Source organism: Traorella sp. mt218, assembly GCF_055420025.1.
Map to the genome: position 1 here is coordinate 22757 of NZ_JBVAYM010000005.1, position 12754 is coordinate 35510.

10 protein-coding genes and 2 tRNA genes are annotated in these 12754 nt (G+C 36.8%); 6 read left to right on the forward strand and 6 right to left on the reverse strand.

All coding sequences use genetic code 11. The annotated features are described in order from the left end of the window. Together ACZYT3_RS03815 and ACZYT3_RS03820 are read right to left on the reverse strand one after the other, a co-directional pair. Window positions 1–615, reverse strand: coding sequence for a thiamine diphosphokinase (locus ACZYT3_RS03815; RefSeq protein ID WP_294561808.1), 615 nt, complete (start codon window positions 613–615; stop codon window positions 1–3). A gap of 52 nt (window positions 616–667) precedes the next feature. After that, on the reverse strand, window positions 668–1579 hold the full coding sequence (locus ACZYT3_RS03820; RefSeq protein ID WP_464087743.1) for a carbohydrate kinase family protein: 912 nt from the start codon (window positions 1577–1579) through the stop codon (window positions 668–670). Between the two features lie 147 nt (window positions 1580–1726). Between ACZYT3_RS03820 and ACZYT3_RS03825 the strand changes: the two genes are divergently transcribed. The 6 genes from ACZYT3_RS03825 (at window position 1727) to trpA (ending at window position 8464) form a co-directional block, all read left to right on the forward strand. Beyond that, window positions 1727–1800: transfer RNA gene (locus tag ACZYT3_RS03825), tRNA-Cys, on the forward strand. A 5-nt stretch (window positions 1801–1805) separates the two neighbouring features. Further along, window positions 1806–1893: transfer RNA gene (locus ACZYT3_RS03830), tRNA-Leu, on the forward strand. Between the two features lie 662 nt (window positions 1894–2555). After that, entirely contained in the window at window positions 2556–2903 is a 348-nt protein-coding gene (locus ACZYT3_RS03835) for a hypothetical protein (RefSeq protein ID WP_294561802.1), read from the forward strand. Window positions 2904–4813: 1910 nt separating this feature from the next. Then, on the forward strand, window positions 4814–5665 hold the full coding sequence (locus tag ACZYT3_RS03840) for a hypothetical protein (RefSeq protein ID WP_464087744.1): 852 nt from the start codon (window positions 4814–4816) through the stop codon (window positions 5663–5665). Window positions 5666–6546: 881 nt separating this feature from the next. Then, complete coding sequence (trpB, locus tag ACZYT3_RS03845) at window positions 6547–7737, forward strand: tryptophan synthase subunit beta (RefSeq protein ID WP_464087745.1); 1191 nt, start codon at window positions 6547–6549, stop codon at window positions 7735–7737. Further along, window positions 7730–8464, forward strand: coding sequence for a tryptophan synthase subunit alpha (gene trpA, locus ACZYT3_RS03850; RefSeq protein WP_464087746.1), 735 nt, complete (start codon window positions 7730–7732; stop codon window positions 8462–8464). The genes trpB and trpA overlap by 8 nt, the downstream gene beginning before the upstream one ends. A gap of 21 nt (window positions 8465–8485) precedes the next feature. On the opposite strand, the gene ACZYT3_RS03855 is transcribed toward trpA, so the two are convergent. Genes ACZYT3_RS03855 through ACZYT3_RS03870 form a run of 4 tightly spaced genes read right to left on the reverse strand, consistent with a single transcriptional unit; the run spans window position 8486 to window position 12742 of the window. Then, window positions 8486–9550, reverse strand: coding sequence for an ABC transporter substrate-binding protein (locus tag ACZYT3_RS03855; protein ID WP_464087747.1), 1065 nt, complete (start codon window positions 9548–9550; stop codon window positions 8486–8488). Between the two features lie 2 nt (window positions 9551–9552). Further along, window positions 9553–10335, reverse strand: coding sequence for an ABC transporter permease (locus ACZYT3_RS03860; protein WP_294562374.1), 783 nt, complete (start codon window positions 10333–10335; stop codon window positions 9553–9555). Beyond that, entirely contained in the window at window positions 10332–11171 is an 840-nt protein-coding gene (locus ACZYT3_RS03865) for an ABC transporter permease (RefSeq protein WP_464087748.1), read from the reverse strand. Before ACZYT3_RS03865 ends, ACZYT3_RS03860 begins: the two co-directional genes overlap by 4 nt. Further along, on the reverse strand, window positions 11168–12742 hold the full coding sequence (locus ACZYT3_RS03870) for an ABC transporter ATP-binding protein (RefSeq protein WP_464087749.1): 1575 nt from the start codon (window positions 12740–12742) through the stop codon (window positions 11168–11170). The genes ACZYT3_RS03865 and ACZYT3_RS03870 overlap by 4 nt, the downstream gene beginning before the upstream one ends. Window positions 12743–12754: the final 12 nt, after the last annotated feature.

A 12754-nucleotide genomic window follows, 5' to 3' on the forward strand; every position in this document is an offset into this window, starting at 1 on the left:
CTATCCCTCCGTTACGACTATGCAGATACATCCTTTATGAAGCGTGATCTTACTTTCTTTTCCTATAAACTCATTATCGACACCCAGTGTCGTCGCATTGCTTAAGCCTTTATGATCCAATGGATATTTCAGATTCTCAATAGAAATCAATGATTCCTCCACCAATGAAAAAACACTGATATAACCCCGCATGGAAGCATCAAAACATCTGCTTCCTTCACAAAGCACTTCTACACGGCTGTTTTGAGAAACCAACACCCCATGGGCCTTTTTCTGACATAAATAATTCAAGCACTGAATATTCCCTATGGTATGCTCCAAGCGTCCGCCCATAGCACCATACATCACAAATTCATCATACCCTCTTTCAAGTCCTGCCTGAATGGCCAGCATCATATCCGTATCATCTTTTTCCGGTTGGCTGCGTAAAACCTCGACATGACTGATTGAATGAGGATATGAATCAAAATCACCAACGACCAGCTGTGGACGGATATGCAGCTTCAAACAATACTGATATCCTCCGTCAACAGCAATGACAAAATCATTTTTTTGAAGAGAAATGTTTTCTTCCTTCATTTCTCCTGCACCAATTAAAATACATTTCTTGCTCATGCTATCATTTTATCACAAATTAAGAGCTGTGATGAACAATTCTATCATTATTTCATTGAATATTTTCAAGCCAGCGCGTTGCCCCTATCTGCGTGGTTGCCTTACCACCGCATTCATTACCGAAATCAAGACAGTCCATGAGCGATTGCTTCTCCAAAAGCGCTTTTAAAAAGCCTGCCACAAAGCTGTCACCGGCTCCTGTCGTATCGACACATACAACTTCTTTTTTAGGCGATACCCAGCAATGAAGCGTATCATTGTGAACATAACAGCCCTTGGCACCTACCTTAATGATGACATTTTTTGCTCCTGCATGATAAAGCTGTTCTGCCGATGCTTCAACGCTGTCAGCCCGTGTCACAAGCTGTGCCTCGGCATCATTGCAAAAAAGATAATCCACATATGGCAGTGACAGTTTAAGATCATCAAGCGTTTCCTGATGCTTACATTTTGTCATGTCGGCTGCAACGATCATCCCCTGCTTTTTAGCCGTCTTAAATAAGACCATCAGCTCATGATCCCTGATCTGAGGGAAAACAAAGATACTGGCAAAACAAACTATTTTCGCCGATGTGACAAAAGGCAATGGAATATCCTCTAAGGTCAGCTTTCTTAAAGAACCATTGGCATTTGTCAGAAAATGTCGTGATCCGTCTTTTTTGATCAATACGGTATTGATCCCTGTTTTCAGGTCATCACGCATCGTTTTTTCATTCAAGAGGATTTGCTGCTGCCGGCATTTCTTTACAATAAATTCCCCTGCCTGATCTTTTCCAAGAATCGTCATCAATTCTACTCTTTTATGGAAAGCCGAGAGAACAAGCGCCTCATTCAAGGCATCTCCGCCATAAGATAATTCGATATCTTCACATGGATAAGATCCTTCTTGAAAAACATGTTCATCTGTCGGGTATGCAAGCACATCTAAAATTGCTGCTCCTATGATAATAATTTCAGGTTTCATTTTATCATCTCCGACTCTATTCTATCATATTTTTCGACATGATCCTTCCTGCTTTTGATTCTATGATAAAGAAAGATTTAATAAAATGAAAATGGGTGTTGCATTTTTGTCTATTTTTTTATATAATAAACAGGCACAAAGCAATACGGTTCCTTAGCCAAGTGGTAAGGCAATAGACTGCAACTCTGTGATCGCCAGTTCAAATCTGGCAGGAACCTCCATTTATGGGCTCGTGGTGAAACTGGTAGACGCAAGGGACTTAAAATCCCTCGGATGAATAATCCGTGCCGGTTCGATTCCGGCCGGGCCCACCATTTTTGAAATATATGCTAATTCGTAAAACGAATTAGCTATTTTTATATATTTTCTGACTTATTTTAAACTGTTTGATAGTTCATGTTCGCAAGAGGATATTTAGCTTATCAACTGAATTTGATTGAAACTTTGCCTTGATGGAGCGTATGTTAAAAATCTAAAAGAAAATGTCAATATTTTGGATTTTTATACAGGAATGCTCCGGTTTTTCATTCAGAAGACAGGAATCAGGATCTCATAAATTATAAAAATAAAGTACATAATAAAAAGGATGACCTAAGTCACTCTTTTTCTAAGAAATAATATCACTATAAATAATAAAATTATATTTGCAGTAAATACAAAAGAATCAAAATATCGCCTTATAATTTGATTTTATCATATAAATAATAACAATAAAAGATTTTATTTTAGCTATATTTTGGGTATTATATAAGTGAATAAAAAAGTATAAACTTGATTGTTTGGTAGTTATCAAAATAAAAATGAAGGTCTGTCTTTACTTAGAGGCTCATTTCAAAATAAATAGGAAAATAAATTAGAAAATATTGTACTTGAAATTTATTTAAGAAAAAGATAGTAATGAAGAAGCATTGTTACATAAAGAAACATATTAGAATAATTATTACTTTATTTTGAGATATATCAGGGAGGAATGAACATGAAAAAAAAGCTAGTAATAGCGTTGGGACTAGTGCTGGTTGTATTACTAGTACTTTGCAGTATGAATTATAGGGAAATAAATGGAGTATATCAAAAGAAATACGGTGATACTCAAATTACGCTGACAATGAATAATGGAAGATATTCATTTTCTGGAGAATTGTCTTATTCATATATTGGAGATATAGTTCCACAGTCAGGTTATATTTATCAGCAGAAAGATAAATACTATTATCTTACTTCTAAATTGAATGAGGGTCCTTATTTTGAAGTAAAAGGAAATAATATTATTTTGCATTTAGCTGTTCATTATAGCACTGCATATGAATTTTATAAAATCAGATAATTTGGCAGAAGAAAATAAGTGTTGGCAAGTGATAAACGATGAAATATTTTAGAGCTTGTTTTAACAGAATCCTATATTGTTGCTATTAGTTATTACTCAATGGAAAAAGAATTAAACAAGCCAATTGATTTTAATATTTTAGGCAGTGATTCATATAACTGTATCAGCGAAACATTCAGAGTCAATTATCTTACAAGACCATAGATCCACGACTATATCAATACTGTAAATCATAGCTTCAGATAATGATAAAGCAGGAAGACAGGTTTATGATAAATTTATAGAAAAATATCAGCCATAAAAATGAAGTACATAATAAAAAGAATGAACTAAGTCACTCTTTTTCTAAAAAATATCACTGATAAATAATAAAATTACACTTTGCAGTAAATACAAAAGAATCAAAATATCGCCTTATAATTCGATTTTATCATATAAATAATATCATTAAAAGACTTTATTTTAGCCATATTTTAGATATTATATAAGTGAAGACAATGTATAATCATGAAAGAGGTGGATCTTATGAAAGAGGTGTTAAATTTGATGATATTCGTTTCCTGTATAGGACGACTACCATTACGAGGAAACTGAAAATAAATATTTAATAATAGTATAATATAAAGAAAGATCGTCTAGCAGAGGAAAGACCAGTGGATATTTTAAACTAATACATAATCTGATGGAGCGATTGTTTTAAGCACATATAAATATTCAGGCGGATCAAATATGATGCAAAGAGTATTTTATTTAAAACAATGGTGACATAACGACATTCAAAATTTTGATGACAAGCATTTTAATATGTAGCAGGTCGATTCGTATCAGCAATTCTGGAATACATTTCTTCGGCCGTTAGCCAGATTTTGTCATAGCTGCAACTTTATCAACAAGCTATTGAAACAATATTTGCAGGGCAAATAACTGACATGTGTCTTTTTGGAAAGAAAGGAAAAGTAACGATAACGGGTTCCTGCAAGAGTATCGTTGAATGGACAGATAATAAGTTCTATGCAAGAAATGGTTCTGTATTTAGATCTGTTGTTAATCTTTTATCTTAATCAGGAATAAGAGAAAGGTATCGCCTTTCTCTTATTATAAATTAAAAAATATATATGATAAATATCATAACAAGTCACAGTTTATCGCATAAAAAAAGGAGGAAATATATATATAATGAATTGCTATTAAATGAGCTCTTTATAATATATATAGGTAATTATATGAACATTAAAAACTTTTTAAAAAAATATCGTATAACTTTTATTTATGGTATAAGTATGATTCCGTCTACTAGATTAAACCCACTAATTACTAGAATCTTTTTAGACATAGAAAATGCATATTCTTATAAAAATCAATTAATTGCTATAGAATTGGTATTTTTGCTTCTTTCCCTTATTCTTATTTTCAGCTTATATAGATATTATAAAAAGAAATATAAAATCATTCTTATAGGTATAAATGTCCTAAATATGATTCTTTTTAGCTATATAGTGCTCAATGCAATATTTAAGTTATCTGGCGATTATCAAACAATTTTAAGTTATACATCTTATCAAATGTTGCCGATATACTGGGTGATACATCTTATCAGCTGGGGATTTTACCAAATACAGAATAAAAGATAAGACTGCATTAATGAAAAGATTCAGAATAATTTGTAGTATCACTATGTCCTGCTGAGCAAAGAAAGTATCTATATTTTTTATCTATTATAATCTGAATTTTAAAATTTGATGAAGGGTACACAATAGCTTTAAAGGAGCATGACATCATCGCAGAATATTGTTTAGATATCAAAAAGTATCTCTTATTCTGAAAGTACAAACGGTGATAAAACAGCTTTAATACCCGCATGTGGTTATGTATATATGAATGGCTAATCTGATTGAAAAGGGGAGAATAATATGTTTGATATACTTGGAATAGATAATTATTTTCTGCGCTTACTGATAGTCTTTACGGTTGTATGCCTGGCAATGCTACCGGTTATTGTATTTGCTGTTTTTCAAATAAGGCTTTGTGCAAGAAACAGGAAAAAACTTGGATGGATCTTACCGATACTGAGTATTCTTATGATTTTAGCTTCTTTTTGGGATGGCTATCAAAACCGATATTTAAATCCATTTTATTTCTATTATAGCTTGTTTATGACGCTTGCTGTGATCATCGCAACCTTTATGAAGAGTTTTCCTAAAAGAAAAACAGCTATTCTTTCCGTAATGCTGTTATGCTTTCTGACTTGGATATTCTTTGATTATACGAATGTCGTAAGCACAAATGTCGATACGAAAAACGTAATTATAAAGTATCCTTTGCATTTTGACAATGGAAGATGTACTATAGAAAAACATGATTCACTTACCAATTCTTCTTCGGATATCATATCTTGTCTTGATACAGCGGTATATATTGATGATGATCAATTCGGAGCTTATATATATATTTCATCAGATGATATTTTCTCCAAAAGAAATATTCTTAAAGAGCTTATTATGCTCAAAAAAGAAGAAGAACCTATGACAAAAGAAGAATGGAAAGAAAACGGAATGCAATTACAAGTATATCAGTATAAAATCCCTGATAGTCCAAAAGAAACTTATAAGCCATATTATCGTATTCACTTCTCTTACGAGAATCAATTTTATAAAATTTATCTATATACAGATTCCTTTACTTCAGAGCATTCCAGCAACCCCCAAATAGATCAAAATGACAAAGAAAAAATATTGCTTTATTTGAATAATCTCATAGAATAAATAATTTGATATAATGACATTAGATAGTATCACGATAACCTGCTGAGCAGCAAAAGTGATACTGTCTATACATACTTAGTGACTATAACGGTATATGGAGCGGCTTAACTGCAAAGAACACAGATTCATATTGATTTGTGTTTTTTTATTACGAGGAGAAATATTATGAAATTTTATACAGTCAATAAAGAATACATAGATTTATACGACAGATTCACAGGTCATAAAAGACGATAAGGACGGATCAAAACTTTATGCTGGCATCTTTCATCCTGTGAAATGATTCAATAACCTTATTCCCTTATCTTCTCTATGAAAGGATTATGAAGGTATTCAGTTTGCATGATCAGATTATGATAATTCAATAAAATACATTGAAACCTTTTATATACTCAAAAGCATAAGCATGAAATTTGATGATATTCGGTACAAGGCTGAAATGGATCTATATAAAAGCAGATCATGATAATGAAAGGGTTCAAAAAAAATCTTTTATACATTCTCTTGATTAATATTTATTATAGTGGTACAATACGCCTAAATTAGATATATAAACCGTTGAAGCGGAGATAACGGCAATGATGCCTATACAGAGAGCCTGCGATGCTGCGAATCAGGTTAGAAACAAGTTGTCAAATGGACCGCGGAGGGTGCAGTCAAATGTGTTTTTACACAGAGTATTCTGCAACGCGTTGGCATGCGTCAGTTGCCGGGGATATGATGGTATCCTGCTAAGCGCATAGGTTTTCCTATGAATTCAAGGTGGCACCGCGGATAGTAATTATTCGTCCTTGACAGATTACGATTTCTGTCAGGGACTTTTTATATTTCTTTGACATAAGTCGTATAAAAAGACAAATGTCTTAGAAAGGATGTAGAAGATGACAAATGTAAATGGACGTTTCGGCATTCATGGCGGACAGTATGTTCCTGAAACATTGATGAATGCCCTCATTGAGCTTGAAAAAGCTTATGATCATTTTAAAAATGATCCTGCTTTCACCCAAGAACTAAATGAATTATTGAATGAATATGCAGGAAGACCTTCAAGGCTGTATTTTGCGAAAAAAATGACCCAAGATTTAAATGGTGCCAAGGTTTATCTTAAACGAGAAGATCTAAATCATACCGGAGCTCATAAGATAAACAATGTACTTGGTCAGGCTTTATTAGCTAAAAAGATGGGTAAAAGCTGTCTGATTGCCGAAACAGGTGCCGGTCAGCATGGTGTTGCGACTGCAACTGCTGCGGCCTTGATGGGAATGAGATGCATTGTTTTTATGGGTGAAGAAGATACGAAGCGACAGGCACTTAATGTCTATCGCATGAAGCTTTTAGGTGCCCAAGTAGTACCAGTAACAAGCGGTACGGCCACTCTGAAGGATGCCGTTTCAGCAGCCATGCGTGAATGGAGTGCTCATCTTGAAACAGCTCACTATTGTCTTGGCTCCGTGATGGGTCCTCATCCTTTCCCGACGATCGTACGTGATTTTCAGGCGGTGATTTCCAAAGAGATCAAAAAACAGCTGCTTGAAAAAGAAGGAAGGCTTCCCGATGCCGTTGTTGCCTGTGTAGGCGGCGGTTCCAATGCGATAGGCAGCTTCTATCATTTTATCAATGATAAAAATGTACGGCTCATTGGCTGTGAGGCTGCAGGCAGAGGTATTGATACCTTTGAAACGGCCGCAACTCTTTCTTGTGGAAAACTAGGTATCTTCCATGGGATGAAATCCTATTTTTGTCAGGATCAATACGGTCAGATCGCTCCTGTCTATTCCATTTCTGCGGGACTTGATTATCCGGGAGTCGGACCTGAACATGCTTATCTCCATGATATCCATCGTAGTGAATATGTTGCCATTACAGATGATGAAGCTGTCAATGCCTTTGAATATCTGGCAAAAACAGAAGGTATCATCCCCGCTATCGAATCTGCTCATGCCGTAGCTTATGCCTTAAAAATCGTTCCTAAGATGTCTAAGGACAAGATTGTCGTTGTCACGATATCCGGCAGAGGTGATAAAGATTGTGCCGCAATTGCCCGTTATAAAGGAGAGATGATTTATGAATAAGCTCGGTGAAGTTTTCAATGATAAAAAAGCTATGATCGTTTTTATTACCTGTGGTGACCCCGATTTGGAAACAACAAGGAAAATGATCGAAGCAGTCATATCCCATGGTGCTGATATCATCATATTAGGCATTCCCTTTGCCGATCCTACGGCAGAAGGATACATGATCCAACAGTCATATCTTCGTGCTTTAAAAAATAAGCTTAGTGTTGATCAGATCATTGAATTTGTGCGAAAGCTGCGTGTTGAAATCAAAATTCCTCTTATTTTCAAGACCTATGCAAATATCGTTTTTAATTACGGTATTGAAAGCTTTCTGGCTGCCTGTAAAGAAATTGATATAAATGGTCTCATTCTTTCTGACATACCTTATGAAGAAAAAGAAGAATTTCAGCCGCTATGCCGAAAATATGGCATTGATCTCATATCAATGATCGTCAATGCCCCCGCTTCACGCATTCAAGCCATTATAAAAGATGCTGATGGCTTTGTATATACGCCTTCTACGATTGATGCTGAAAAAATAGCCACTATGGTCCATCAAAACAGTACACTTCCATGTGTCCTGCAATCAGATTCGATCAGGGATATCCCTCAAACCGGTTCCTTTGATGGAATCATGATTGATACATTAATCATTGAACTGCTCGAAAAATATGGCTCTGCATCATATAAACAGATCAGCAAAATCCAAAACATGCCTCAATACCTAAAAAAAAGAAGATGACGCGATCATCTTCTTTTAATATTAGTGAGCTTTTACTTTTACCCAAAGCTCTGACAGCTTAGCAGTCAATTCCTTGTTGTAAACAAAGACCTCATCTTTATCATAATTGCTTCTTGGAATATAAGCATCATTTCCTGCAAATTCTCCTTTGCTTAATTCCTCCAGCACTTCAGCATTGCTTGATGCATAGCCTGCATATTCAGAATTTGCATAGGAAGCGTCATAACTCAGGATAAAGTTAATAAATTCATGAGCCAGATCAGGATTTTGAGCATTCTTAGGAATTACCATCGCATCGCTCCAAAGATTTGTTCCCTCTGTTGGACAATAGTAAGCCATTTCTTCATTTTCCATAAGGATCGTTACTGCATCACCTGAATAAACTACTGCCAGATCCTTCTGACCGGATGACATTGCATCGATAACTTCGTCCGTTACATAAGCAGGTGACATCGTATCATTGATCTGAACCAGCCAGTCGTAAGCATCCTGAATTTCATTTTCATCACTCGTATTCATTGAATATCCTAAAGATTTGAAAGCAATCATGAAGGAATCACGCTCAGAATCATACATATAGATCCTGCCGGCATAATCTGTATCTTGGAAAATAGCCCAGCCTTCATTTTCCAGATCATTGATGTCTACATTATTTTTATTATAAACGATACCTACGCTTCCCCAGAAATAAGGAACAGAATACGTATTATCAGGATCATATGGCAGATTTTTTACACCCTCGGCAAGATTTTCGATATTCGGGATCTTTGTCAGATCTAATTCCTGAAGCATATCCTCCTGAATCATTCTTTCGATCATGTAATCACTTGGAACAATGACATCATATGTTTCCCCTGTCTGAACCTTCGTGTACATTGCTTCATTGGATAAGAATGTTTCATAGACGACCGTTACCCCAAATTGATCCTCAAAATCTGAAATAACGCTTGGTTCGATATATTCTCCCCAGTTAAATACCTTCAACGTCTGCCCCTGATATTCACTATCAGAATTTGAAGGAGTGTTTGAGCAGCCGCTCAACACGAGTAGTGACAGCGCACCAATTACAGTAAATAACTTTTTCATGTTCATGCAACCTCCTTTTTCTTTCTTAGCATTGGAACAATATTGACGAGTATCAGAACAACCGTAATGATGATGATTACCAGCGTACTGACAGCATTGATCGATGGATTGATTCTTTTCGACATCGAATAGACAAGAATCGAAATATTGCTGACACCGTTTCCGGTGACAAAATAACTGATCACAAAATCATCAATGGACATCGTAAAAGCAATCAATGCGCCTGATACGATACCCGGAAGTATTTGCGGCACGATAACCTTTGTAAGCGCCTGCCAAGGAGTCGCCCCCAGATCAAGGGCCGCTTCCGCAAGATTGGGATCAAGAGATCTCAGCTTAGGCGATACCGAAAGCATGACATAGGGGATACAGAATGCGATATGTGCCAGCAAAAGCGTAAGAAATCCCTTTTCAATGACCCTAAAGCTTGAAAACAGCATTAACAGACCGATGGCCGTCACGATTTCCGGATTCATGACCGAAAGATTATTGACCTGTTCGATTGCCAGCTGCAATGCCTTTCTTGATTTAGAAAGACCAATCGAAGCAATCGTTCCTACGATCGTTGAAATGATCGTTGCCAGAATAGCAATGACAAAGGTGTACCAGATCGCCTGCATCATATTGCGATCATTGAACATCCGCTCATACCATTGCAATGAGAAACCCTTGAATACGGTCAGAGAACGGGAATCATTGAAAGAAAAAATAATCGTATATAAAATAGGCAGATAGAAGAATATCAGAATGAGAGCTAAATAGAATTTTGAAAATATTTTTTTCATACTGCCCTCCTTTTTCCTGCCGATTCCTTATCGGCCTTCTTTGTCAGATACATACTGATGATAATGATAACCGCCATGATCAGTGAAATGGCACTTCCTTTATTCCAGTCACCTGTTGTCAGGAAGTAGTTTTCAATCACATTACCGATCAGCTGCACGCTTCCCTGTCCGATCAACTGTGAGATCTGAAACGTAGAAGCAGCCGGCAGGAATACCAAAGTAATACCACTGATCACTCCCGGAAGCGAAAGCGGAAAAGTCACTCGCCAGAAAGATTGGACCCGATCGGCTCCCAGATCGGCAGCCGCCTCCAGATAGCTTGTATCCATCTTGATCAGCTGTGAATAGATCTGCAGGATCATAAAAGGCAGAAAGTTATAGACCATGACAAAGATTACAGCACCTTCCGTACCAATCAGCTGTTTAGGTCCAATACCCAAATATCCTAAAACCGTATCAAACAAGCCTCCGCTTTGAAGCATTCCCAACCACGCATAGGTTCGAACCAGCATATTGATCCATGTCGGAAGAGTAATCAGCAGCATCATTAAATTCTGATACTTATTACCCAGCTTCGCCATGAAATAAGCTGCCGGATAGCCGATCAAAACACAGATCACCGTTGTGATCAAAGCAATCTTAAACGAAGTTGCCAATACCTTCAAAAGTACCGGCTCTGTTAGAAAATAGATGAAATTATCCAGCGTCAAACGCACCTGAACGACATCATTGCCTTGTGTGCTGAAAGCATAAAACAAGATCATCAGCATTGGCAAAACGATCATGATGATTGCCCAGATTGCGTATGGATAGGCCATTCTCGCAAACTTTTTCATGAGAATGTTTCCTTACTCATGATGTGAATATCTTCCGGATTAAAAGATAAGCCCACCATCGTATCAACTTCCGCATAATCCGTTGTATGAACCTTATATTCATACCCCGTTGTCTTAAAGGTTACCTGATACTGGCCCGGTGTAATATTTTCAGGGTCAAAATCATAGTCAACCGTCGTAATTTCAACCGGTATATCTTCATCTAAATCCCACGCCTGAGCATTTGCCCAGATCTTTAAATCAGTTTCTAACGCAACTGAATCTTGAATCTCATCCACTTTCTTAAAGAAATCTTCAGCAAAGATTTCCTCTGCATATTCTTTTGATTCCACACGGTTCTGATCCTTGACGATCATATTGACCGTGCAGCTCGTTCCGGCAGCTGTCGTAAAGGTCACCGGATATGTTCCCTTGTGCGGCTGGATATCATGGGAAACCTTGACGATCGAAATCAGTTCATCAGTTTCACTGCTCCATGCCTGTGCATCAGCACGGGCTATGATCTCCGCATCGGTCAGTTCCTTGACATCTTCGATATCAAGGTTGAAATTATTAGCGCTCATGAGCTCTTTGGCACTCTCATTGACTACCGGCTTGTCATCTTTCACATCCATCGTTACCGTAATGCTCGTTCCCGGACGCGTTTCAACAACGATCTCATAGTGAACGCCTTTAAACAATACAGATTTGACAATTCCCTTCAATTTACCTTTAGATTTTGGCACGATATCCAAATCTTCCGGTCGTATGACCACATCGACTTTTTCATTTTCCTTAAATCCAAAATCGACACATTCAAACTTCTTATCCTCAAACATGACCTGATAATCTTTCAACATGACCCCTTCGATAATATTACTTTCCCCGATAAAGTTAGCTACATATTCATTGATAGGTTCATTGTAGATATCCGTTGGTGTTCCCACCTGCTGGATCTCACCCTCCTTCATGACCACGATCTTATCTGACATGGTCAAGGCTTCTTCCTGATCATGCGTAACAAAAATGAAGGTGATGCCGACTTCCTGCTGAATGCGTTTCAGCTCTTTCTGCATCTCTTTTCTTAATTTTAAATCCAATGCTCCTAAAGGTTCATCCAAAAGCAAAACCTTCGGTTCATTGACTAGTGCACGTGCGATCGCTACTCGCTGCTGCTGGCCGCCGCTCATCTCTTTAACGTCACGATGTGCATATTCTTCCAGATTCACCAGCTTCAGCATTCGATTGACCTTCTGCTCGATGATATCCTTCGAAATCTTTTTGATCTTCAGACCGAAAGCAACATTGTCAAATACATCCATATGCGGAAATAAAGCATATTTCTGAAAGACCGTATTCACTTCACGACGATAAGCAGGTACATTGGTAATTTCCTGTCCGTCAAAATAAACCTCACCCTGCGTCTGATCCAAAAAACCTCCTAAAATTCTTAAAAGTGTTGTTTTCCCACATCCGCTGGGTCCTAAAAGCGTTACAAATTCATTTTCATAAATATCCAGATTGATTCCCTTGAGAACGATCTGACCGTCAAATTCTTTGACAATGTTTTTAAATTGAATTAAAGGTTTCATATTCTATTCCTC